At 42.0% G+C, this 21,754-nt stretch carries 28 protein-coding genes, 2 tRNA genes and 1 other RNA gene; 8 read left to right on the top strand and 23 right to left on the bottom strand.

Annotated features, from left to right (window positions below; all coding sequences use genetic code 11):
* Positions 1–45: 45 nt before the first annotated feature.
* The 3 genes from CES79_RS05195 to CES79_RS05185 form a co-directional block, all read right to left on the bottom strand.
* Positions 46–252: a hypothetical protein gene (locus tag CES79_RS05195; RefSeq protein WP_089136519.1), complete on the bottom strand. Its 207-nt coding sequence runs from the start codon at positions 250–252 to the stop codon at positions 46–48.
* 17 nt (positions 253–269) lie between these two features.
* Positions 270–776: a CvpA family protein gene (locus CES79_RS05190; protein ID WP_089136518.1), complete on the bottom strand. Its 507-nt coding sequence runs from the start codon at positions 774–776 to the stop codon at positions 270–272.
* A gap of 190 nt (positions 777–966) precedes the next feature.
* Positions 967–1,038 (bottom strand) — tRNA-Gln (locus CES79_RS05185).
* Positions 1,039–1,230: 192 nt separating this feature from the next.
* Here CES79_RS05185 and CES79_RS05180 point away from each other — a divergent pair.
* Positions 1,231–1,303: transfer RNA gene (locus tag CES79_RS05180), tRNA-Glu, on the top strand.
* Positions 1,304–1,594: 291 nt separating this feature from the next.
* On the opposite strand, the gene CES79_RS05175 is transcribed toward CES79_RS05180, so the two are convergent.
* The 4 genes from CES79_RS05175 to CES79_RS05160 form a co-directional block, all read right to left on the bottom strand.
* Positions 1,595–2,941, bottom strand: coding sequence for a glucose-6-phosphate isomerase (locus CES79_RS05175; RefSeq protein ID WP_054654098.1), 1,347 nt, complete (start codon positions 2,939–2,941; stop codon positions 1,595–1,597).
* Positions 2,942–3,033: 92 nt separating this feature from the next.
* Positions 3,034–3,885 (bottom strand): GRP family sugar transporter, encoded by an 852-nt coding sequence (locus CES79_RS05170; protein WP_089136517.1) that lies wholly within the window; start codon positions 3,883–3,885, stop codon positions 3,034–3,036.
* Positions 3,886–4,040: 155 nt separating this feature from the next.
* Positions 4,041–5,498, bottom strand: coding sequence for an ATP-binding protein (locus CES79_RS05165; protein ID WP_089136516.1), 1,458 nt, complete (start codon positions 5,496–5,498; stop codon positions 4,041–4,043).
* Positions 5,495–6,238 carry a winged helix-turn-helix domain-containing protein gene (locus tag CES79_RS05160; protein WP_089136515.1) on the bottom strand — a complete coding sequence of 248 codons (744 nt, stop codon included), beginning with the start codon at positions 6,236–6,238 and terminating at the stop codon, positions 5,495–5,497. Before CES79_RS05160 ends, CES79_RS05165 begins: the two co-directional genes overlap by 4 nt.
* Positions 6,239–6,461: 223 nt before the next feature.
* Between CES79_RS05160 and CES79_RS05155 the strand changes: the two genes are divergently transcribed.
* Positions 6,462–7,235, top strand: a complete 774-nt coding sequence (locus CES79_RS05155) for a Cof-type HAD-IIB family hydrolase (RefSeq protein WP_089136514.1) — start codon at positions 6,462–6,464, stop codon at positions 7,233–7,235.
* 222 nt (positions 7,236–7,457) lie between these two features.
* Here CES79_RS05155 and CES79_RS05150 read toward each other — a convergent pair whose 3' ends face one another.
* The 11 genes from CES79_RS05150 to CES79_RS05100 form a co-directional block, all read right to left on the bottom strand.
* Entirely contained in the window at positions 7,458–7,781 is a 324-nt protein-coding gene (locus CES79_RS05150; RefSeq protein WP_089136513.1) for a hypothetical protein, read from the bottom strand.
* Between the two features lie 171 nt (positions 7,782–7,952).
* Entirely contained in the window at positions 7,953–8,519 is a 567-nt protein-coding gene (locus CES79_RS05145; RefSeq protein WP_054654100.1) for a hypothetical protein, read from the bottom strand.
* A gap of 392 nt (positions 8,520–8,911) precedes the next feature.
* Positions 8,912–9,307 (bottom strand): hypothetical protein, encoded by a 396-nt coding sequence (locus tag CES79_RS05140; RefSeq protein ID WP_143456345.1) that lies wholly within the window; start codon positions 9,305–9,307, stop codon positions 8,912–8,914.
* Between the two features lie 78 nt (positions 9,308–9,385).
* The gene (locus CES79_RS05135; protein WP_054654102.1) at positions 9,386–9,802 is read right to left on the bottom strand and encodes a hypothetical protein; all 417 of its coding nucleotides are present in this window, start codon (positions 9,800–9,802) and stop codon (positions 9,386–9,388) included.
* A gap of 2 nt (positions 9,803–9,804) precedes the next feature.
* Entirely contained in the window at positions 9,805–10,164 is a 360-nt protein-coding gene (locus CES79_RS05130; protein ID WP_054654103.1) for a hypothetical protein, read from the bottom strand.
* A gap of 413 nt (positions 10,165–10,577) precedes the next feature.
* A complete protein-coding gene (locus tag CES79_RS05125) occupies positions 10,578–11,471 on the bottom strand; it encodes a DnaD domain protein (protein ID WP_054654104.1) in 894 nt (297 codons plus the stop codon).
* A gap of 14 nt (positions 11,472–11,485) precedes the next feature.
* On the bottom strand, positions 11,486–11,731 hold the full coding sequence (locus tag CES79_RS05120) for a hypothetical protein (protein ID WP_054654105.1): 246 nt from the start codon (positions 11,729–11,731) through the stop codon (positions 11,486–11,488).
* A complete protein-coding gene (locus CES79_RS05115) occupies positions 11,728–12,021 on the bottom strand; it encodes a hypothetical protein (RefSeq protein WP_054654106.1) in 294 nt (97 codons plus the stop codon). The genes CES79_RS05120 and CES79_RS05115 overlap by 4 nt, the downstream gene beginning before the upstream one ends.
* Positions 12,022–12,384: 363 nt before the next feature.
* Positions 12,385–12,672 carry a hypothetical protein gene (locus CES79_RS05110; RefSeq protein ID WP_054654107.1) on the bottom strand — a complete coding sequence of 96 codons (288 nt, stop codon included), beginning with the start codon at positions 12,670–12,672 and terminating at the stop codon, positions 12,385–12,387.
* Complete coding sequence (locus tag CES79_RS05105) at positions 12,665–13,357, bottom strand: Rha family transcriptional regulator (protein WP_054654108.1); 693 nt, start codon at positions 13,355–13,357, stop codon at positions 12,665–12,667. The genes CES79_RS05110 and CES79_RS05105 overlap by 8 nt, the downstream gene beginning before the upstream one ends.
* Before the next feature lie 32 nt (positions 13,358–13,389).
* Entirely contained in the window at positions 13,390–13,596 is a 207-nt protein-coding gene (locus CES79_RS05100; protein ID WP_089136511.1) for a helix-turn-helix domain-containing protein, read from the bottom strand.
* Between the two features lie 107 nt (positions 13,597–13,703).
* On the opposite strand from CES79_RS05100, the gene CES79_RS05095 reads away from it, so the two are divergent.
* Both CES79_RS05095 and CES79_RS05090 read left to right on the top strand, forming a co-directional pair.
* A complete protein-coding gene (locus CES79_RS05095) occupies positions 13,704–14,501 on the top strand; it encodes a helix-turn-helix domain-containing protein (RefSeq protein WP_204772912.1) in 798 nt (265 codons plus the stop codon).
* 54 nt (positions 14,502–14,555) lie between these two features.
* A complete protein-coding gene (locus CES79_RS05090) occupies positions 14,556–15,725 on the top strand; it encodes a site-specific integrase (RefSeq protein ID WP_089136510.1) in 1,170 nt (389 codons plus the stop codon).
* A gap of 131 nt (positions 15,726–15,856) precedes the next feature.
* Here CES79_RS05090 and ssrA read toward each other — a convergent pair.
* Together ssrA and CES79_RS05080 are read right to left on the bottom strand one after the other, a co-directional pair.
* Positions 15,857–16,228, bottom strand: a transfer-messenger RNA (tmRNA) gene (gene ssrA / locus CES79_RS05085).
* 70 nt (positions 16,229–16,298) lie between these two features.
* The gene (locus tag CES79_RS05080; protein WP_054654112.1) at positions 16,299–16,664 is read right to left on the bottom strand and encodes a hypothetical protein; all 366 of its coding nucleotides are present in this window, start codon (positions 16,662–16,664) and stop codon (positions 16,299–16,301) included.
* A 277-nt stretch (positions 16,665–16,941) separates the two neighbouring features.
* On the opposite strand from CES79_RS05080, the gene CES79_RS05075 reads away from it, so the two are divergent.
* Both CES79_RS05075 and CES79_RS12825 read left to right on the top strand, forming a co-directional pair.
* On the top strand, positions 16,942–18,132 hold the full coding sequence (locus tag CES79_RS05075) for a serine hydrolase (RefSeq protein WP_089136509.1): 1,191 nt from the start codon (positions 16,942–16,944) through the stop codon (positions 18,130–18,132).
* Positions 18,133–18,602: 470 nt separating this feature from the next.
* Positions 18,603–18,764 carry a hypothetical protein gene (locus tag CES79_RS12825; protein WP_159459461.1) on the top strand — a complete coding sequence of 54 codons (162 nt, stop codon included), beginning with the start codon at positions 18,603–18,605 and terminating at the stop codon, positions 18,762–18,764.
* Between the two features lie 96 nt (positions 18,765–18,860).
* On the opposite strand, the gene CES79_RS05070 is transcribed toward CES79_RS12825, so the two are convergent.
* Positions 18,861–19,127, bottom strand: coding sequence for a hypothetical protein (locus CES79_RS05070; RefSeq protein WP_054654113.1), 267 nt, complete (start codon positions 19,125–19,127; stop codon positions 18,861–18,863).
* Positions 19,128–19,288: 161 nt separating this feature from the next.
* Positions 19,289–19,465 (bottom strand): hypothetical protein, encoded by a 177-nt coding sequence (locus CES79_RS12820; RefSeq protein WP_159459460.1) that lies wholly within the window; start codon positions 19,463–19,465, stop codon positions 19,289–19,291.
* 288 nt (positions 19,466–19,753) lie between these two features.
* Between CES79_RS12820 and CES79_RS05065 the strand changes: the two genes are divergently transcribed.
* Entirely contained in the window at positions 19,754–20,182 is a 429-nt protein-coding gene (locus CES79_RS05065) for an OsmC family protein (RefSeq protein WP_054654114.1), read from the top strand.
* A gap of 68 nt (positions 20,183–20,250) precedes the next feature.
* Here the strand turns inward: CES79_RS05065 and CES79_RS05060 are convergent, their stop codons facing one another.
* Entirely contained in the window at positions 20,251–20,703 is a 453-nt protein-coding gene (locus CES79_RS05060; protein ID WP_089136508.1) for a MarR family winged helix-turn-helix transcriptional regulator, read from the bottom strand.
* A gap of 232 nt (positions 20,704–20,935) precedes the next feature.
* Between CES79_RS05060 and CES79_RS05055 the strand changes: the two genes are divergently transcribed.
* Positions 20,936–21,748: a LicD family protein gene (locus CES79_RS05055; RefSeq protein ID WP_089136507.1), complete on the top strand. Its 813-nt coding sequence runs from the start codon at positions 20,936–20,938 to the stop codon at positions 21,746–21,748.
* Positions 21,749–21,754 lie beyond the last annotated feature (6 nt).

Below are 21,754 nucleotides of genomic sequence, written 5' to 3'. Positions count from 1 at the left end.
CCATGATCAGTCGCAAATGACTAATCATGGGATTTTGTAATTTCATTAATGATTTGAGAAAGCCCCAAACAGCCAGCTTCCCAGTAGTACCACGGCCACGATGGCAAAAATACCAATAAAAGAAGACGCGAAGGCAACAATCAGGCCACCGACGATCAGAATTCCCAAAATGCGAAAAAGCCACCCGAACAGGCCAAGAAAAATCCGTAAACCAAAAAAGATAATGAGGCCTAACACGATCATTGTCATCATTTAACGTTCTTCCCTTCTCAATTATTATGCTGCTGCCAAGTCCTGATCAGCTGCTTTGACATCACCGGTGTTTTTTTAACGATCTTTTGCGCAACTGGTGAAGTCTGATACTGCGTCTGGATCCACTGGTTAGGAAACAGTAGCAAGATGTTCAGAACTAAAAACAGTAACAGGTAACGCACGATAAAGTTGATGGCAGCGCCAGCCAAAGCATTGACAGTATGAATCACCGGTAACCGGGTAATGAGATTTAGATCCCGGCCCAAATGACGAATCACTGAATACGTGAGGCCAAACAGCACCGTAAACACGATTCCTGACAGCATTCTTGGCATCGGCACTGCTGTATTAACAGAGGTAAACGTGTGGAACAGAAACTGTGCCAGTGTCTGACTAAAGATAGCGGCAACGATCCACGCCAAAATGTAAGCAATCAAAGACATCAAAACGGATACGAATCCTCTGCGATATCCTGAGATCAAGCCCAGCGCTAAGATAATAATAATGCCCCAAGTAAAAACCATAAAAATCCTCCATTTACCAAAAAACTGTTTAAACTATACTAGCAAACTATCAATCAAAACCGTCATTCACGAGCCAAAAAATATAAAAAATTAACTAATCGCAGTCCGTTGATTAGTTTCAATATCCAGAAAACAAAAAAGCCGTCATCATTGATTAACTAAAATCAATAATAACGGACTAACTATAAGATTGGGTATACTGGGCTCGAACCAGTAACTTACGGATTCAGAGTCCGTTGCCTTACCATTTGGCGAATACCCAATAAGTATCTGACAAGATAATAGTTTAACGGTTTTTAAAAATATTGTCAATAAGAATTGGAAAAATTACGGAGAAAATGCATAGTTAACGTGAACTAACGAATATTCAATCAGATATATTGACTTTTAGCGTGAAACCGTGTAAATTAGTATATTGTGTTAAGCCATTTAAATAGGTCAGATTCATAACCATTGCCCGCTGGTCAAATTGGTTAAGACATCGCCCTCTCAAGGCGGAGTTACGGGTTCGATCCCCGTGCGGGTGATATTGAAACAATCTGGAAGAATGAGCAAGCTCTTAAATGCTGTTATATCAGTGTTTGAGGGCTTTTCTTATATTCTCAAATAGCACAAATTCTCAAGAGTTTTGCATTTATTTTGCACCTTTAGAATTTAAGCCTCATTTCAGTGCAAAATATAGTTAAAAAATGCAAAATAAAAGTACACTCCGAACAATCTGATTCCATCAGTCAAAATGCACTTTTTGTGCACCGGCAAAATGAAACTAACCGTTCGAAGCGTACTTATTTTTTTAATGATTAATTATAAACGTTGAATTAAAGACGCTTGTTAAGCTTCTTGCCTAATTCTTCGTAGCCAGGCTTGCCAAGTAAGGCAAACATGTTGGTCTTGTAAGCTTCCACACCAGGTTGGTTGAATGGGTTGATCCCGTTTAAGTAACCTGAAATAGCAACTGCGACTTCAAAGAAGTAGATCAAGTAGCCTAACGTATAGGCAGACTGATCAGGAATATGGATATCCATGTTTGGCACGTTCCCATCAGTATGAGCCAACGTTACACCTTGAAAGGCCTTGGTGTTAGCAAAGTGCATGGTCTCGCCTTCAAGATACTTCAAGCCGTCAAGATTTTCAGCTTCCTTAGGAATATCAATATCATGGTTTGGCTTGTCAATGAAGACAACGGTTTCCATTAAGTTACGGAGACCTTCTTGAATGTATTGACCCAATGAATGCAAGTCAGTTGAGAAGTTAGCTGATGAAGGATAAATCCCCTTTTCGTTCTTCCCTTCTGATTCACCCATTAATTGCTTCCACCATTCGGCGAAGTACTGCATGTTAGGTTCGTAGTTTTCCAGCAGTTCAGTTGTGAAGCCCTTCCGGTATAAAATGTTCCGGTAAGCAGCGTACTGATAAGCTTCGTTCTTGGTCAGATCAGGATCAGTATAAGCATCCATTGCATCGGCAGCACCGGTCATCAATTGATCGATATCTGCGCCAGAAGCAGCAATTGGTAACAACCCAACAGCAGTTAAGACTGAGTAACGGCCACCAACGCCATCGGGAATAACAAAGGTTTCGTATCCAGCAGCATCCGCTTCCTGCTTCAAAGCACCGCGTTTCTTGTCAGTTGTAGCGTAGATCCGGGATTTAGCGCCGTCTGCACCATACTTCTTAACTAACAATTCCTTAAAGATTCGGAAGGCAATTGACGGTTCAGTAGTTGTTCCTGATTTAGAAATAACGTTCACTGAAAAGTCACGGTCACCGATCACTTTAATCAAATCATGCACGTACGATGGGCTCAGTGAATTGCCGGCAAATAAGATTTGCGGATTTTCACGTTGGTCATCTGGCAAGTAGTTATAGAACGTTTCATGCAGAAAATCAGTTGCCATTTTGGCACCTAAGTATGAACCGCCAATCCCAATAACAACTAAGACTTTGGAATCTGATTGAATCTTTTTGGCAGCTGCCTTGATCCGTGCAAATTCTTCTTTGTCGTAATCCTTAGGCAACGTTAACCAATCTCTAAAGTCACTGCCAGCGCCGGAACCCGTTCTGAGTTCTTCATCCGCTGCATTAACTAACGCCTGCATTTCTCCAAGTTCATTATCGTGAACAAACTTATCGAGCTTTGAAACATCAAACGAAATGTGTGCCATCTAACTGTACCTCACTTTTATTTTGATAACTCCATTATAAACGACTTGGTCGCAAAAATAAATGGCCTATACCGAAATTTTACTGAAGTTTATTATTTTAACATGCCCAAAAGAACGCTGCCGACGATAACAAAAATCGACCCAATTGTAATGTACACCATCTCGCGGCCGGTCTTTTTCTCGCCTAAGAGTAAAATACTCCCAAAAGTCGAGATGATGATCCCGCTTTGTGCCAATGAGTAACTGATGGCTAACCCAACGGCTGGAATCGACATAAACATGAAGAAGTTACCAACACCCCAAACTAAACCAGTCCCGATGTTTTTAACCATTGGTTTACCAAACGGTTTATTACGGGCGGCGAAGAGCAGGGCCCCGATCACCATACCAACTGATTGTGGCAGAAAAACCGCCTTGGAGTTCACGCCGGATGAATTAACGATAACCGTGTATAACGTGTACCCAATCGTGGAGAAGATCAACGCCCGCACACCGGCACCAGTGTTGAAGCCTTCTCTAGAAACATTAGCGCGGTCCCGTAGTGAAGTGAATACGATCCCGACAATTAAAACGATCATGGCAGTCGTTCCCACAACTAACATTCTGGTAGTTGTCCATTCGTGGAACAAGAGGACACCTGCCAACGTTGTACATACTAATTGCATCCCAGTTGAAACGGGCACGGTAACAGAAATACCAATGGCTTTCATTGACTGAAATTGCTGAAATTGACCAACGGCCCAAAACAACCCAGAAGCAATCCCAACTATCCAAACAAAACTTGTCAAATGCGGGTGGAAGTAGAACACACTAAAAATTCCAAAAAGCAGGGCACCAACCGTCATCCCAAGGGTTTGCTGGTATGAAGTACCACCCAGCTTACCACTAATTAATCCAATACTCCCCCAACAAACTGCGGGAATCAAAGCTAAAAGTATTGCCATGAAATTCACTCCGTTCTCTTTTCATAATCCAAAGCGTTTTTGAAAGCGCTTTATTCTCTTTTCATCTTTACTAGTGTACTAGAATTTTGTCAAAAAAAAAAGGATTATCTACAAAATCCTTCATTCTTAATCATTTTCTAAATTAGCTTTCATTATTATTCGGTTTCTTTTGTCGGAAAAATAACGGTAAAAGTCGTGCCTTGACCAGGTTTACTAGTCACTTCAATTTTTCCGTTATGCAGTAACACTAATTGATGAACAATGGCTAGACCCAGACCTGATTCCCCATACTTAGTGTTCGTCCGCGATGGATCCGCCTTATAGAAGCGCTCCCAGATATTTGCGAGCTGCTTTTTAGTCATGCCGATCCCCGTATCTGAAATCTTAAAGATCGTTTCGTGATAACCACGTTGCGCTAAGATCGTAATTTGACCATTTTCAGTGAACTGAATCGCGTTTTGGGTAATGTTGAACATGATCTGCACAAACCGGTCATAGTCCGCGTATACCTTAATGTCATCCCCACCCTGAATACTGATCTGGTCGTTTTTAGCCGTCGCTTTTTGCGCCAGCTGTTCTGCCAGGCGCTTCAACGTGTCAATCGCGTTAAACTGCTGCTTATTCAAACTGATCTGGTTATTGCGAATCTTTTCATAGTCCAAATTTTCATTAACTAAACGAATTAAGCGTTTTGTCTCATTTCTCATCAAATCGATACTTTGCGCCTTACTGTCTTCAGGAATCGCATCGTAAGCCAATCCTTCAAGCAACCCGTTAATGGTCGTCAGCGGGGTGCGCATTTCGTGTGCCGCATCCGCCATAAATTCCTTCCGGCGCTCCTCTTGGCGCTGAATCTCTTCCTTTGACTCCTGCAAAGAACGCGCCATGTTGTTAAAGTCGTTAGCGAGGTCGTCCACTTCATCACGATTTTTACTTGGTACCTGAACCTCGTAATTACCGCTGGCAACCTGATTAGTCGCCTTACGCAGCCGGTTGATCCGCAACGTTAAGTAACGGGCAATCAGAAAGGCTAACAAAATGGCGACAAAGCTGGCCGTTAACAGGGCTTTGGTTAAGTTGGAATTGATCTTAGCAATGTTGGAATTGATATTGGAAACGTAAGCTCCGACCTTGACGATTGCGACCAGGTGCTTGTGATGAGCTTGATCCGTATAAAAATAAGGTTTCAAAATATCGGTCATGGCTGGTTCAACCTGTCCGTTAGCTGGATGAGCCTGCTGATCAGTCACCTTTTGCACAATTTTTCCCTGCTGCAGTTTGTGCCAGTCGTTCGCTTTGATTTTAGGAATGTAGACATTATCGGGGAAGATCGCGGTATTATCACGGTTATAAATGGTAAAGTGCACGGATTGATTGCGCAGTAACACCTCACTGTTCAGCAATGATTCCGAATCAAAATTAACGTGCTGCGGATTGCTGGAAGAAACCCGCACAGATTGTTCAACTAAACTATTCGCGTATTTTTCCAGACTCGTCCACGTACTTTGATAAACGTACTGCTTGGTCATGCTGCTGAACGAAAGTCCCAGCAACACCAACACAATGGCAATCATTGACAATAAAGCGAGTAGTTGCTGGTAGACCAGTTTCATGACTCATCAGCTCCCGTATCGTCAAACTTATAGCCGACCCCCCAGACCGTTTGAATAATTTGCGGCCCGACTTTTTCAATCTTTTGCCGTAATTTTTTAATGTGAGCATCGACTGTGCGTTCGTCACCGTAGTATTCATAGTCCCAGACCAGCTGCAGTAGTTGTTCACGTGAGAACACCTGGCGGGGCTTTTGCGCTAGTGTCCGTAACAGGTCGAACTCTTTAGGCGTTAAATCATTGATCTGCTTGCCATTCAAATAAGCTTCCCGTGTCTTGCTGTTTAACTGAAATTTGCCCGTATCAATATCGAATTTTTCTTCCTCTTTAGTTGCCGAATCAGAAACGGTTTCGTGATCGGTGATTTTTCCACCAATTTTAGCACGCCGATCCAACGCCTTAATACGTGCGATCAACGTGATCGGACTAAAGGGTTTAGTGACGTAATCATCAGCTCCCATTTCTAGCCCCAGCACTTGGTCACTTTCAGAATCACGCGCCGTCAGCATAATAATGGGCACGGTTGGTGAGATTTTGCGGATCTCGGCACTGACCTGCATGCCATCCAGTTTCGGCAGATTCAGATCCAGCGTGATCATATCCCACTCATCCGGACTTTCATTAAACAGCTGAACCGCCTGCTCACCATCATACGCAAAGTGAGCGTCCCAGCCTTCTTTTTTAAAAAACATTTGCATCATTTCAGATACCGATTTGTTATCTTCAATCATTAATATTTTCATTTTGAATCCCCCATCAATAGATGATATTTCACTTTAATGTTCATGCAGCTGTTCGCATTTTAGTAACCGTTATCATTGTTAGTTGTATCGATTATCTGATTCATTATTTTCTACTTAATTAGTATCGTTCTTATTATACTCGAAGTGCACTATTCTTCACAAATCTAATATAAGAATGTGCTACAATCAACATAACAAAGTAACTGGAAAGGTGAACTGATTCATGACAAAAGCAATCGTCTTTTTTGACCTAGATGGTACCTTACTCAACGATAAAACCCAATTAGATCCTGAAGTGATCAAAGCAGTAGCACAGCTAAAAGCCAACGATGTTTTACCAGTTATCGCAACTGGCCGCAACATTTTCGAAATTAAAAATGTGATCCAGCAGACTCAAATCGATACTTTAGTTTCTGCGAACGGCGCCTACATCGTCTTACGTGGTAAGCCAGTCGATGTTACCGAAATCCCTAAGGACGTCATTAAGCGCTTGACTGCACTGGTTAAAAACCACGATGATGCTTACGCGACCCTGAATAACCAGACTGATCGCATCAACCGGATGATTGATAACGTCAAAAAAGTTTATCACTACATCAATAGCCCCATCCCCATTATTGACCCTACTTTCTGGCAGCTCTATCCCGTTCATATGATGCTGATCATTGCCACGGATGAAAATGACCAGGACTACAGAGATAGCTTTAAAGACGAACTGACCTTCTTTAGACAAACCCCGTACAGTATTGACGTTATCGGACCCGGTGTCTCCAAAAAAGCGGGGATTCGCACGCTGCTGTCCCGGCCAGAATTTAAGGACATTCCCACCTATGCCTTTGGTGACGGTAATAACGATTTGCCAATGTTTGACGTCGTCGACCACACGGTGGCCATGGGTAATGGCCTGCAGCCCGTTAAAGACGCCGCTGAATTTGTCACTACCGCTAACATTGACCACGGCATCGTCAACGGTCTCAAGCATTTCCAATTACTCTAATTATATAAACGCGATTAAAAAAACACCATGATCTCCAACGAATTGGAAATCATGGTGTTTTTATTTAGTGGAGATGGCGGGAGTAGTAACCCCACCTTTCTGGAATGCCTATACAGCAAGGGTTTAACACATATAAACGGATGCTTTTTAGAAATTGAATGCCATATTGAATGCCATCCGTTGTTTAATCAATAAAATATGCCAGTGGCGGTAGGTTGTGAGCTAGAGATATTCTAGCTCTTTTTTATGCTCAAAACATCCGCCTAATTTAAGTAACGCCTGCCGCTTCAATTCAAAGTAATACCCTCGTGATAGATGAAACTGTTGCGCAATGGTCGTGGCATCACATGATTGCAATTGAATGACCGCCTGCTCACGCTTGCTTAACTGTCTAAGACTGGCTTCAACTGTATCTGCGATCTGCTTAGCAGCGCAATACATCGGATTGTTTACCAGTTCTGCTGCCGGATAGCCTGCCCCTGCTCGCAATACTCGTAACGCTCGCTGATTATCTGCTAACACCCGTTTAACATCTTTAGCCTGCATCTTTTTCACCACCTACATGGCTTTATCCGATCAATATACTTGTATTATACAACTAATTTACCCGAATAATGACCATCTTTAGCTGTCTGAGGTGAAAAACGTTATCATTTGTTAGCAACCATCTGCGTACCTGAATCAAGTACGCTGTAATCAGCCACGGTACCAATGCCCTCACTTGCTTTGCTCTAGTGCCTTGATCTGCTGCTTAAGCCATAACTGGCGGTACTCTTTTACAGTAAACTCATCCGTCACCCCTGACGTTATCGCCATCATGGTACAGTTAGCAAAATACTCGTCTGCTAACCGTTTATAGGTATGCCAGTGCATTCTGCTTGGTCTATCAGGAAATATCTGCCGATACCCTTGCACAAAGTCGATCAGGCAGGGATTAAACTTCGTGTCTAACTTACGGGCTATCCGTACCGCCTTGTAAAAGTATTTTGTGTACGCATGATATGGTAGCTCCTGTAACTGGCAACCATACACTAAATGCTGACATTTACGACACGCCCAACGATCATCTTTAAAATACAGTACACCGTAACGCTTACCACATTGCGGACACACTAACCAATAGCGACAGCCACCGTAGTTACACGGCGTGCTTGCTACCTTGATTGTTTGCCCACTTGTGGGCATAGGCAATTCAGTTACTCCGTTCTGGCGGATGAGTGTTATTAGGTCTTTGATATTTAACTGCTGGTAGTTATTCAGGTTACGTTCGCTATCATGGTTCACAGTAATCACCTCACACTGAGTAGTAAATCATTAGGCAACTGCAACGGTAAACGCAACAAAACGCAACACTGTTGCAACGTAACTGCTGCGCTATCCGTTTAACCTCATCATGCTTCGACAACTACCTTTATAATGTGGACAAAAGTAGACAACCAAGAAACTTTATAATCGCTTCAATACAGTTATATATCGCATCACAATAGCATTTGTAATGTATTGCTCACGGTTACTACTCCCTGCCCTTGTTAAACCTTAGCAATCCTTAGCAACCAAGAAACATTTACCATCATTTCTATTACACCTTAACCTATCCTTTTTAGGGTGTCTGATTTGTCTGGATATAGCATGATTGGAAATTAAAAACGCCCTCCAATTAGGAGAACGCTCAATGATTATTGCCGTTCCATCTTCTTTGCTTCTTTCAGCACGATATGCGCCATCTCTTTCACCTCATCCGTAGCCATAGGGCTGTTCAAGGCTTCGTTGACAAGGGTATGGAAAACATAGCCATCAATTCCCCAACCTTTAGCCGTCCTCGTGAAATGACTATCAGCAAACGGGGCATACATCGGGTTCGCTTGCTTGAACGCTGCCAATGATGCCTGCTCAGTTACCTTACTGCCCTGCTGGTCGATCCAGCCATTATCCATTGCGGTTTGCGTTGGCTGACCGTTCTCATCAATCATATTAGCTGCTATCATATCACGAAAGATTTTATCCTTGCTGGCGTTGATCCCTTGCCTGCGCATAACAAAATACATCTGTTCAACTAACACTGGATAAGCCATCTTCATTTATCATTCTCCGTTCTGTTTAAGATTGAGTTTAATTCATCCGTTTGCTATTAAAGTGACTATCATTCATATCTATAATGTTTCTTTTAGCTGAATAACTGCCCCGTCACTTGTTGGGGTTACATCCAAAAGCTGGGTACCAAGCTCATGCCATAGCACCGGATCATTGACCGCCTTTAGCATATAGCTGTTAATATCTGCCCGTTCCAATTGGCTTAGGCTATGCTGCTCAGTGGCAATCTGCTTCTTATACTGGGCAATGCCCGCCTGCTTTTCCTCTGGCGTTTCCGCTATGAAGTAGCCAGCGTCCCGATTGTTTCGGCTTGCCATGATAGGAATGCCAATATTGCGTAAGGCTTCGATTGAATCAAATACACTGCGGTCACTTAATCCCGTAACGGCAATAATGTGCTTCTTAGTCGTTTTACTAGCCTGTCCTTTATGCAGGCAGCGCAATACGTTAATATCCTGCTCAATTAGCTTTCTCATGGCTAGTCCTCCATTTCATCCGCTAATAAAATGCCATTTAATCCGTCTGTGTTGATGTGATACCAATTGGTCGGATCATAATGCCCGTTACCGAAATGAGTAATCATCAAGTATTTGCGGGCTTCCAGTTTATCTAAATTATCCCGTACCGTTGATAAATTCCAGAAAGGCAGCCAAGTATGTAACTCCTGATTACTGATCCGTAGCCAGCTCTCATCATCTATCGTCTCGCCTTGTGTCTGCGTAAGGGTCGATAGTGTCTGCAATAGCATCGCCTGACTGACACCGATCTTCATTGCCAGTGATGGCAACACTAGTAATGGTCGTTCTTTAATTAATAAATCTGGTAGTTCATCAAACATATTGCACCTCTATTTTCTTTCTTTAGCGGAAGTTTCTTTCTTATCTGTCTTTGACTGCTACATAACTGGTTAATGCTTAATCTGTGCTTCCCTTTAGTTATCCTTACTAGCGGTTCAAGAAGATTGCTCTCTGTATTAGCAATGAAGTTAATTAGTCTTATCCACTCACTAGCTAGTAATCATTAAGAAGTCGTCTGTTGCTCACATGGTTCAAAAGGTAATTTTGAACGTAGTAATTGCTACGCTGGTTCTTTTATATCTGGTAATTTTAAACACTGGTTCTTTTAGCTTACCCAAAAACCATTTACCCAAAAACCGTTTACCCAAAAACCGTTTACCCAAATTTAACCCTCCCGCTGAATTTAAATAGGTAGGAATTTCCACAACGCCTACTAAGTTAAACTTAGGAGATATCACCAATCACCTTTAGATAAGGCAGAATAGAAGCTATCATCATTGGCTTTAATTTCCTCGACTGTTTCAAGTTGAAGCAAGTCCCAACGATTTAAAATACCAATGATGTAATTGAACGGTTTCTTATGCCGTCTAGCTTTCCATATCGCAAGGTTGACCACATCCCAATCATGAAGATCACTGTAGTTCTGCAATTTAAAAATTTGTTCGTTAGTCAATTCAATATTGTCATATGCCAATTTATAGTAGTCTATTGGTTTCAATCCTGATTGAGTATAGAAACGATCATTAAGTTGCTGATGGCTACCAAGTATCCGCTGGTTCTCAATCAAGATATACACGTTATTGAAATATTTTTGACTGTCGCTGGCTTTACTTTTACTGACAGTAATCAGGTCGTGTTCGCTTAGCTCTTTACGGCATCCGTACAACGTATCTAAGTTCATGCCTAGTTCACTCTTGATTAGTTCAATGCTGGGATGTGCTTTCCCCTGCATTCCGGCAAAACTGGCGAGGTAGGCATATAACACCCGTGTATTGCGTGACAATTTAGCATTTAACATCACTGACTTAGGCAAGTAGCCATAGCCACCGCCCTGCTCAATGAAGTTATTAGCGGTCAAGGTGTAGATCGGTGTAACGTGCTGATATTCTAGCCTGATTACGTCTGCTGCCAGTAGTTGCTTGCGATTATTGCGAAAGGTCTGTGAGGTCACACCTACGATTGAGTGAATGAACTTGGTTGACGGATGTGCCTGCAAGCTATCGGGATCAGCGAATACTGCCAGTAACCCGTAGATGGCTTTAGCAACCTTCGAGAGTTTAGGATCACGCATGACGGACTGAGCGACATAGCCATACCCGTTATTAGCTGGTGGCGTTCTTTCTGGCATACAACTGCCCCACTTTACTTACAGATCATATTGAATAACGGCATCATGGTATTGCCTGCATTCATGTGTTTCAACGTCTGCAAACTGCGATCCAGATTACTAATCTCTGTCTGCATTGACCGCTGTATCTGGCTCATATCGGCGCTGACATCACCGGTTAGCTTAGTCTTATCAACTAGCCTATCAAGCGTCTGTAATTGCTCACGCAAGCCGTTTAATGAATCATGTGCGCTTATAACAAGTTCTGTTTGTTTGTTCATACGTTGCCTCCTAAAAGCTGCCCTTGATTGCTGACAATCGCTGTCAGATTGTTAATCATCCGTTGATTATCAGTAACTGTCGCCTGAACCGTCTTACTGGGCTTTGAACTCAGTAACTCAATAAGAAACGAGCTGTTTTTCAAGGCTCCAATTTGTTTGTTATACATTGTTAGAAATTCAGCTAGTGTAAGCTGTGGCTCGATAGCCTGCTCTAATACCGTCTGTAAGCCTTTGAGTTCTGGTAGTACAATCCGGTATAGTTTAAGATACTGTGCTTGTGTCAATTCCATGTGTTAACTCCAATCTGAAATGGTTGTCGTATCATGCTATAATTGAACACGCAAAAAGGCATTGATCTGAATGCCCGTTGTTTAGTCCGTACTGAGGTCGCCAAACTTCTTAAGTACGGGCTTTTTTGTGCGCTCAATTGCATCATGCTTAGTCCTTTCTGTCGCCAAATTTGATTGCCATGCCGGTAAATGCACCAAATGCAAAACTAGCCAGCATACCAATCAACACCCAACTAAATACTGCGTCTGTCATGCTCTCACGTTCTTTCTATATTGAGATACCCAATAGCATTTAAACTGTCTGAAACCGCTGAAATATGTGTCATGAAGCTATAACCTACCGCCCACTGGTGAGTTATTTGCTTAAAGTTGTTTCAAAAATTCAGACATCTCATGCTTATTAGCTGTCCAAATATCGGGATCTCCCAAATAATGAATAGGCATATTATGAGCAATGAGCTGGTTCAATGAAGCCTGCGAAATGTGTAACCACTTTGCAATGTTCTTTTTCCCTGTGATCCAAGGGCTGTCGATGTTCGTTTGCTGGCGAGCGTCTGCTACTGCGTCTGTAATGGTCGCCATTACCGCCTGTCTTAGTTCATCCGTATATTGCGGATCGAGTACGACCTTTAGAGCTGGTGCTTCATCCATTGATAACGTCCCCTTTCTTAACTGGCAGGGTGACTTGATATAGAATGCCTTGCTTATCAAGTGCCTGTTTAATGCTGGCGTGATCCAAGTTCATTTGCAGCATAGTCACAACTTGAAACTTAACCTTTTGATACGCCTGCGCTTCATCCGTTGCCAGATACTCTGTAAGACTGTGACCGATTTTTACATGACGTTCACGTTTGAGCTTCGTGCTGCTGACACCTAACGCATATTGATAGATCAGCTTGTTCATATTGATGTAATCAAACGGCGGATGAGTGAAGTTAGAATTGTCATAGATCGCCTGATTTAAATCTTTAGAGATCGTCTTACCAGCATCAAATAGTACCTGCTGCCGGATCAGCTCACGCCTAATCTCAAAGAATTGCTGTACTAAGGCTTCTTTGAAGTCGGCAACTCGTGGCGTATTCTTTAAAAACGTAATCAGTAAGGTGGCTTGCTGTTCTGTTAGTAGAAATACTTTTAACTTCTGCCCACTTGGTGAAGGCTTCATTTTAAATGACGCCTTGCCGTGTCCTGCCCGCTTAATCCGATCAAAATGCTTTTTAACCTCAACATTAATTCCATGATGTGAAATGCCTGCATATTCTGCAATGACATCACTAGTCGTATAAGGCTGTTCATTTACCTGCTGCGAATCAATAAACACTAACTTCTCTGGCATTGTGATACCTCCTCGCCTGACGGATGCACATACTACTGAGTAACAGGATCAGAAATTATTAAATCATTTGGCGTTACTTCCAAGAAACTGCACAGCTTGGTAAGCGTATCAAGTTGAATGCCTTTAGAACGTCCGTAATAGATATTTGTTAGCGTTGCTCGACTAATCCCTGTGTACTTGTGTACTGTTTCAATATTCCAATGACGGGCATCTAACACTTGTTTAAGTTCAATTTGCATAAAATCACCTCACATTCATAAGCATATCTTTCTATAAACAGAAAGACTGCTTTCGATACTCTAAGAATACTCGCTCTTAAAAAATAAATCAAGAAGTGTATTCATTTTTGAAAAGTATCCTTGCTAAAAATGCTTCTCATGGTAGAATATCCATAGAAAGCGAGGTGATTATATTGATAAAGTTCGCACTTGATAAAGTTATGAAAGAACGAAATTTGACAATACAAGAAGTCATGAATGCTACTGGCATAACGAGACCAACTATTTCTCAATTATCTAGTGGAAAAGCAAAAGGCATTCAGTTTGATACCTTAAATAAATTGGTATCAGGTCTCAGACTAGAAACTTATGAATTATTTGATGAAATATATCCACAAGAACAATTAAGCTATAAAATCAATTGGATTGATTTAGACATGAGCGCTGATAAAATTGATGAAAATTTTACGTTTGATGAAAACGAACCACTTTTTGAAGTCAACTTTTTTAGTCCTGAAAATATACATGATGAATATTCAATATCATCTTTTCGTTTGCCTATATCTGTTTCTTTCGAGTCCACAATTAACACTTCCGATAACCAAGATGAAAATAAAATAGATACAATAATTTTTTCTTGCCTCTATGATTTTGTTGCTGATACAGATCTTCCGACACGTAACGACATGGCTTTAAAGGACTATTTCTCCACAACAAATAAAGCTCAGTTTGAAACCACTATCGGTTCAATCTGCTTTGACTGCATAAAAAAATTAAACCTAGCCAATAAACAAAAATTTGTGGTTTTTAGAAGTGATATTAATAATCTGATGAACGATGAATGGAGTACCAATTTTTCATGGAATGAATCATTACTAGCTGATCCTCCAACTTTTGAAAAATTCATAGATATTAAATACCATTAATTCAAATTTTTCCTACATACCTACCGCCCACTGGTACGAAAGGGAATGAATCACATGGCTACATTTAAGAAGTATGAAGATCGGCACGGCAATGAGCGCTGGTCATTTCAAGCCTATTTAGGCATTGATCCAGCTACCGGTAAAAGCGTTAAGACTACTCGCCGTGGCTTTAAGTATAAAAAAGAAGCCCAACTAGCCATGAACCGGCTACAAGTGAGCTTCGATCAAAAAGGTTTGCAGCATCCGCAACACATGACCTATCAGCAGGCTTATGACGGATGGCTGACTGAATACGTGAATACCGTCCGTGAAAGTACACTGGTTAAGACTACCGGCTACTTTAAGAACCATATTCTGCCTGCTTTCGGCAAACGCCGCATAGATAAGATCACTATTCCTTACACGCAGTCAGTCGTTAATGGCTGGGCTAAGGATATGACCAAGTATAAAACGATCCTGAACTATGCCGGTGCGGTGTTCCAGTATGCTATCAAACTGGATGTAATCGAAAAAGACCCAACTAAACTTGTTGTCCGTCCTGCCATCAAGCAAACAGTCAACAAGGATAATTGGGTCAATTTCTATGATAAGAATGAATTGAATCGCTTTCTAGCCTGCCTAGCCAATGAAGATGAACAGCACGGCAATCACCAAGCTAATACGCTCTTTAGATTACTCGCCTTTACTGGCATCCGCAAGGGTGAAGCATTAGCCCTAACGTGGCAGGATATTGATTTTACTAAGCACACGTTAAACATTAACAAGGCACTGACACGGGGCAAAAACTCCCGTCTGTACGTTCACTTCCCTAAGACAGTAAACAGTGTTCGTCTGCTAGACATTGACGCTGAAACGTGCAAAATACTGCGTAAGTGGCAACTGTATCAACGGGAGTATTTGTTAATGCTGGGCTACAACGCCAAGAGCAATGCTGAACAGCTTATCTTCTCGAACAGCAAGAATACTTTCCTGCAACCGTCTAAGATACGCATCTGGCTGATGCACGTTATCAACAAGTATCATCTCAAGTACATCACCGTTCACGGCTTACGTCATACGCACGCTTCACTGCTCTTTGAAGCTGGTGCCACGATCAAGGAAGTGCAGGATCGTTTAGGTCATTCAGATGTTAAAACTACGATGGATATTTACACGCACGTTTCTAAGTACGCTCGTAAGGAAACGGCTTCTAAGTTCTCACAATATATCAATGCTAAACAGTGAGTTTCTCAAAAGTGAATGCCATATTGAATGCCATTTGAATGCCATTGAGCGTTTTAGGGTAAAACAAAAGCCTGACAGAAATGCTGCTCTATCAGGCTTTGCAAGGCTTTATAGCACTTGCTGAATTTCTACAATGGAGATGGCGGGAGTCGAACCCGCGTCCAAGCATATCGCCACCCAGACCTCTACGTTTATATTCAGACTATTTAAAGTTCGCTGATCAATTCGCCGCCTGTCAGGGCCAAACATGAACAGCTAACCTGATTGATCTCTTCTGACGACTTCAGATGGGAGCCGCAAGCGTAAGCCCACTTAATTTGAGACCCGTATCAGACCCATGGGCGAGATCAGGCGGATCCTTACTTAGCGCTTATTAGGCAGCTAATGCAAGAGATTTTGAACTGTTATTTGCAGTTAAAAATTAGGTGAGGGTTTTAACGTAGAACCTCGCTACGAAACGCAGTCCAGACTCAACCTATACCTGTCGAATCCTTAACATCCCCATAAAACTACAGTATCTAGTTTAGCATACTAACTTCAACTTAGAAAGCTAAACGACTGCAGCTTAAACGATTAAAACTCCGTAATGGTCTCATCTTCTGATAATTCGAGCCACAGTGTCAGCGGCAGCGGATTAAAGTTCGACCACGATGACATGTCGTTGTAGGCACGTTCTAATAAAGTACACTTTTTATGTTTCTTAATCTCATCAAATACCGACAGAGCAAAAGTATTCTCTTCCAGATCCGAAATAACGGTTGGCATATGGTGTTGCCATTCAGCAATTAAATCTTGAAAAATGAGCAACTTACGAGCGTTTTTGATGGTGTAGTCCACCCCTTGAGTTCGCAACTCCGAAACAAAGTCTTGATACTCTTGCATCACAGCATCGCGGGCTTCTTCCCACTGCTGTGAATTATACGTTGGAAGCTTTGACATGTTATCCCTTCTTACCTGAAAATAAGAATCTTGTATATAAACTAATCAAGGCCCGTCAAACACTGACGGGCTTCTTAGCGCCTATGTTTCAGACTAATGAGTTTCACTGCATTTGTCAACACACTTATTTAGGTAGGAAAAATTAATCGCCGTTTAATTTCACGACCGTTACAATCAAGTGACCACAACTACACAGTTTAATTACAATTCAGGTTACCCCGTTGTCAGATACCCCCCTATCATGCTAAGTTGAAAGTAAAGAAAAGGGAGGAAGATTATGACATCAACAACAGATCATCGTTTTACGCGGATCGTCTTAATAACGATTGCCGCGCTATTAAGCCTATTTAGCCTAATGGCACTCAAACCGGCTGCAGCCTCTGCCGCCAGTTACAGTGTCGTTAGCAGTTCCAACATGGCTAAAACTGCCTACCACCGCTCATCGAGTAAGGGGGCTGTTTATAACATTAGCCACACCAGAAAAATCTCTAATTTGAGCAGCCATCCTAACACCACTTGGTACGCCACTAAAAAAGTCACCTTAAAGCATGGTGCTACTAAAGCCGTTTACTATGCGGTTAAGAATGGTGCCGGTAACATTTCCGGTTATGTTTGGCACAGTTATTTAAGTAAGGGCCAAGCCCCGGTTTACCTTAAGTACGCTAAATCAGCCGTTGCAATGAACGCTAAGACTGATAAAGTTTTATATTCTAAAAACGCCAATACACCACGGCCAATTGCCAGTATTTCGAAGTTAATGACGCTTTACTTAGTTGAACAAAAGGTCGCTAATACCGGTTCGACTTGGGATTCTAAGGTCACCACTTCCTATTCTGGTCTGAAACGCATGGGTGCTTCCAGCACCTATGGCGGTTTCAAGTTTAACCACAACACTTACACTGTTAAGCAGCTCTACCAAGCCGCTTTGATCGAATCTTCAAATAACGCTGCCATTGCGCTTGGCCAGTGGGTCGCCGGTGGTTCAACACCATCAGCTAACCACCATTTTATCGGTATGATGAACGCCCAAGCTAAGAAATGGAACTTAGGCCACGCTTCCTTTGTTTCCGCTAACGGTATGGAACAATCTGCTCTGCGCGGTTACGGCTACTCAGTCAGCGGACGCGATGCGAACATGGTTTCAGCCAAAGACGTGGCCCTGATCGCCAAGCACCTGATCACTGACTACCCAGCCGTTTTATCTGACAGCAGCCGTGGCAGCATGCGCGTTGACGGTCAGCTGCTTTACAACTATAACAACTTGTTACCGGGACGTCGGTACTACGATTCATCCTTAAAAGTGGATGGCCTCAAAACCGGGTTTACTAACCTGGCCGGCTACTGCTTTGTTGGGACTGGTCAAAAGTCCGGTCATGATCGTCTGATCACGGTTGTCTTACACGATGAAGACGAATTTACTGAAACGCGGTCATTGATGCAATATGTTTATGCTCGAAACCTGATTTAAATTTATTAGTCAACTAACAGCCTGTCCACTAGTTATTTTAGCGGACAGGCTGTTTTATTTTTACAGCTCAGAAACCATATCAGGTCGTGGTATGATTGAGCTGTTTAATAAATGGCAACTTCCCAGGTTCATTGATTGCTTGTTGCTCAAATAAGACGCATTTGAAAGGAACCTTCCTATGAAACAGATTTTAGTTGAACTCTTTGTTCTGCTGCTCACCATCCTGCTATTTTTATTTGGCATGAACCAGTTCCATCAGCCCAGCAAATCCCGGTCGGCGCTCCCAAGCAATATTCAAATTAATGTATATTCAAGAGTCCATATTAACAGTATATAGCTTAATTTTAACAATATAGGTAAATCAATATGTATATTAAACGTATTAATATCAAAATAATGAATCCTTTTTTATAGCTTTTAACTGCCTTTCTGGTATAATGATGGCAACTTAAAACAAGGAAGTGTTTGACGTGAAAATCGCATCAATCAATGACTTTAAAACACCGCACTTTGACTTTGACCATCTGCGGCCAATTGCCCAAAAAGATCTGCAGCCATTTGATCTTGCCGAACGCAGCTATCTGCAAGCGCACCACTATGCTGTTGCACTGCAAACCAACAGGTTAATTTAACCTGTAGCCACATATAGCCAGATAACCCCGCACATCAAAGCGTGAGTTATCTGGCTATTTTAGTTTAAATGCGATCTTACAAATTGAAGTATGACTTTATTCAGGATCATCAAGATCACGTTCAATATCAATGCCGTACAGCTTATTGACCGCGGCCTCTCTAGGTGCCTGGTGGACAACCAGAATCGTTGTCGCACCCTTGCTGCTCACGTAACCAGCAAAAGTCGTGACCTCTTCAACCACGTAGGCCAGACCATCTGAATGAATGATGTATTGACCAGCAACCGGCATCGTCTCAAAGTAGACCTTATTCATGCGGATGTAGTCATCACCATCGTGCAAGACTACCATAACTTTGTACAAACAAATCGCCCCTCTCTCAGCTTATTGTCATTAAACCACGATTAACGACATGATGGCAACCGATACAAGACGTAAAAACGCCCAGTTAGCTACTTTTAAACAATAATAAGCGAGATGACAAGTCGCCATCTCGCTTATTTTAACTGTCCCAATCAACATCATTAAATATCCGTTTGTTCCCGCGTACTGCTCTGTTCCCCAAACAGTTCAGTATCGGCTCGTACCAACGACCGAAAGCGTGTCATCGTCTCAGCATCAACTAGCTTAGCCTGTTGATCGAATTGCTTTACCAAGGCTCTTTGCACCACGGGGTGGCCTGAAAAATTTATCACATTCATCGTGATACCTCCAAAGCTTCAGGACTTACAAAACCTCTCCAACATCACAATTATTATAGCTCACCGTCACTGATTGGTCTAGTTATAACATCATGATTTTATTAAGTTAGAATTAATTTTAAAAAAGTTTTGCTGGCACGTTATTGAGTACATGACTAGTCAATCAATGATTCTTTAAAACGTCGCTCAGAAGCTTTTAATTAAAAATATCATAATTGGTATAGTTAGGTAAACAACGTTGCACTTTTGTCACCAATCCTATAGAATAATGAACAAGGGGGCGTTCAAATGGCAGAAGCCAAACATTATCTTCATCAATATGAAACCGAAGCCATCAATAACGATGGTGTCAACGGGGTGGCCTACATTCCTAATGGCTTAGCTGTCGCTGTTAGTCATCCGCTAAAAGACGCTCCTGGTACCAATCCAGAACAATTACTCGGTTTATCGCTGAGCACTTGCCTGTCAGCCACACTCGAAGCCATTGAAAAAGAAAACGGGCTTCCCCACTTAGCAGAAGTCCACGTTCACGTCAGCATGGTCAAGGGAACTGCTGGCTTAGAATTTTTGGTAACTGCCCGCATCCATATTCCGCATATCTCCCATACTCTGGCAGTCGACTTGGTTCAGCAAGCTGAACGTCGCTGCCCAGTTTCTAAACTCTTAAGTAATAGTGATAACTATACCGTTGAAGTAGTCGCTGGTTTTGACCAGTAACCAAATAAGCACCATTTGAACCGCCGTTAACCGGACGTCCAAATGGTGCTTTTACATGGGCTTTTTTCTTATAGCGTTTGAGATTTATTCTCCAAGTTAGCAGCATTACTGAACTCACGAATAAACTCTAGTAGATCCATAGCCCGGTCTTCACCAAAAATATCTAGCCAGCCACCAAACCGTTTCACAGCCACTTTAGCTAATATCGCTTCAATCTGCTGACCACGTGGTGTTAAACGCAAAAACTGCCGCCGGTGATCCGTTTCATCCCGTTGCTGATAAATATAGTCTAGCTTCAACAAAACTTTGATCTGCCGTGAAATGGCACTGCGGGTAACCCCTCTTTTATCAGCAATCCGCGCTAAAGTCACATTCGACTGCTGTGCAATATCATGCATGATCAAATACTGTTCGAACGACAATTTATACTTCATTGCTGGTTCAGACACAAAAGAATCCAGATATTTAAGCGACTTCATGTACACATCAATATATTCATCTAATAGCTGTGCTCGTTCCATTTTTCTCACCCTAATCATAATAAGCTTCTTATCATTAGCTTATCATTAACCCCAATAAATTACCACAGGTAAGCAACAACTCAAGGTCCATCAATACTTTAATCTAACATTCATGCTCAATATAGTATTAAAAAATTCATTAGTTATACCTAAATTTAATAGCCATCTAAGTTTAATCAGATTCCAAAAGAGTGTAAAATTAACGTGAACTCAAAACAAGGGGGCGAAACACATCAATTTAGTTGAAAAAATCCACCAAGTTGAATTGGGCAATTTAGCCAAAATCATTTCGCTATGTAAGGCGTTATCCCTAGATTACTTCTTGATTGGCGGATCCCTATTAGGGGCCATCCGCCATCAGGGCTTTATTCCCTGGGATGACGACATGGACGTTGGAATGACCCGACACGATTATGAGCAGTTCGCTAAGTATGCACCGGCAAAATTACAAGGTGATCACTACTTTTTGCAAACGGCCTATTCGGATGAAAACTATGGCTTTAGTTATATGAAATTGCTGGACCGTTACACATACATTGACGAAAAAGGGAATGCCAATAACGCACGTAAAGGCGTTTTTATTGATATTTTTCCTTTCGACCGGATTCCTGATGACCCGTCGCAAAGGCGCAGTCAGATCACCCGCTTCAAACTGCTTGAGAGCCGAATTATTTTAAAGGCTGGTTACGGGTTGATCGATACACCGTTACGACGGCTTAAGCCAGACCCAGGGCCCGATAAGCTTGAAAGTCTAAGCGAGCTAAAACGGCAGCGCGAAAACATCATGCGCCAATACGAACAGACCAATTCTAAGTACTATAAAAACTTAGCGTCTCAGTACAGCTATGACCGGGAGATCCTCTCTGGTACTGAGATCAGTAATTTGACCCAGGTGCCATTTGAATATCTACAGGTCAATGTCCCAACCGCTTACGACGATATCTTAACGCGGATGTACGGCGACTATATGACGCTGCCACCGAAAAACCAGCGAACGGAGAAACACATCAGCCGGTTAATCATGGATAATCAAGTTTTTTATTAAATTTTA

Source organism: Secundilactobacillus silagei JCM 19001, assembly GCF_002217945.1.
In the GTDB taxonomy this organism is placed as follows: domain Bacteria; phylum Bacillota; class Bacilli; order Lactobacillales; family Lactobacillaceae; genus Secundilactobacillus; species Secundilactobacillus silagei.
Note: the sequence above shows the minus strand (reverse complement) of the source record. Positions and strands in the feature narration are given on the sequence as shown.

What these genes read in the sequence shown, in the direction of transcription:
- CES79_RS05195 (WP_089136519.1), bottom strand. Translation starts at nt 252, where the DNA reads ATGATGACAATGATCGTGTTAGGCCTCATTATCTTTTTTGGTTTACGG.
- CES79_RS05190 (WP_089136518.1), bottom strand. Translation starts at nt 776, where the DNA reads ATGGTTTTTACTTGGGGCATTATTATTATCTTAGCGCTGGGCTTGATC.
- CES79_RS05175 (WP_054654098.1), bottom strand. Translation starts at nt 2,941, where the DNA reads ATGGCACACATTTCGTTTGATGTTTCAAAGCTCGATAAGTTTGTTCAC.
- CES79_RS05170 (WP_089136517.1), bottom strand. Translation starts at nt 3,885, where the DNA reads ATGGCAATACTTTTAGCTTTGATTCCCGCAGTTTGTTGGGGGAGTATT.
- CES79_RS05165 (WP_089136516.1), bottom strand. Translation starts at nt 5,498, where the DNA reads ATGAAACTGGTCTACCAGCAACTACTCGCTTTATTGTCAATGATTGCC.
- CES79_RS05160 (WP_089136515.1), bottom strand. Translation starts at nt 6,238, where the DNA reads ATGAAAATATTAATGATTGAAGATAACAAATCGGTATCTGAAATGATG.
- CES79_RS05155 (WP_089136514.1), top strand. Translation starts at nt 6,462, where the DNA reads ATGACAAAAGCAATCGTCTTTTTTGACCTAGATGGTACCTTACTCAAC.
- CES79_RS05150 (WP_089136513.1), bottom strand. Translation starts at nt 7,781, where the DNA reads ATGCAGGCTAAAGATGTTAAACGGGTGTTAGCAGATAATCAGCGAGCG.
- CES79_RS05140 (WP_143456345.1), bottom strand. Translation starts at nt 9,307, where the DNA reads ATGGCTTATCCAGTGTTAGTTGAACAGATGTATTTTGTTATGCGCAGG.
- CES79_RS05135 (WP_054654102.1), bottom strand. Translation starts at nt 9,802, where the DNA reads ATGAGAAAGCTAATTGAGCAGGATATTAACGTATTGCGCTGCCTGCAT.
- CES79_RS05130 (WP_054654103.1), bottom strand. Translation starts at nt 10,164, where the DNA reads ATGTTTGATGAACTACCAGATTTATTAATTAAAGAACGACCATTACTA.
- CES79_RS05125 (WP_054654104.1), bottom strand. Translation starts at nt 11,471, where the DNA reads ATGCCAGAAAGAACGCCACCAGCTAATAACGGGTATGGCTATGTCGCT.
- CES79_RS05120 (WP_054654105.1), bottom strand. Translation starts at nt 11,731, where the DNA reads ATGAACAAACAAACAGAACTTGTTATAAGCGCACATGATTCATTAAAC.
- CES79_RS05115 (WP_054654106.1), bottom strand. Translation starts at nt 12,021, where the DNA reads ATGGAATTGACACAAGCACAGTATCTTAAACTATACCGGATTGTACTA.
- CES79_RS05110 (WP_054654107.1), bottom strand. Translation starts at nt 12,672, where the DNA reads ATGGATGAAGCACCAGCTCTAAAGGTCGTACTCGATCCGCAATATACG.
- CES79_RS05105 (WP_054654108.1), bottom strand. Translation starts at nt 13,357, where the DNA reads ATGCCAGAGAAGTTAGTGTTTATTGATTCGCAGCAGGTAAATGAACAG.
- CES79_RS05100 (WP_089136511.1), bottom strand. Translation starts at nt 13,596, where the DNA reads ATGCAAATTGAACTTAAACAAGTGTTAGATGCCCGTCATTGGAATATT.
- CES79_RS05090 (WP_089136510.1), top strand. Translation starts at nt 14,556, where the DNA reads ATGGCTACATTTAAGAAGTATGAAGATCGGCACGGCAATGAGCGCTGG.
- CES79_RS05080 (WP_054654112.1), bottom strand. Translation starts at nt 16,664, where the DNA reads ATGTCAAAGCTTCCAACGTATAATTCACAGCAGTGGGAAGAAGCCCGC.
- CES79_RS05075 (WP_089136509.1), top strand. Translation starts at nt 16,942, where the DNA reads ATGACATCAACAACAGATCATCGTTTTACGCGGATCGTCTTAATAACG.
- CES79_RS12820 (WP_159459460.1), bottom strand. Translation starts at nt 19,465, where the DNA reads ATGAATGTGATAAATTTTTCAGGCCACCCCGTGGTGCAAAGAGCCTTG.
- CES79_RS05065 (WP_054654114.1), top strand. Translation starts at nt 19,754, where the DNA reads ATGGCAGAAGCCAAACATTATCTTCATCAATATGAAACCGAAGCCATC.
- CES79_RS05060 (WP_089136508.1), bottom strand. Translation starts at nt 20,703, where the DNA reads ATGGAACGAGCACAGCTATTAGATGAATATATTGATGTGTACATGAAG.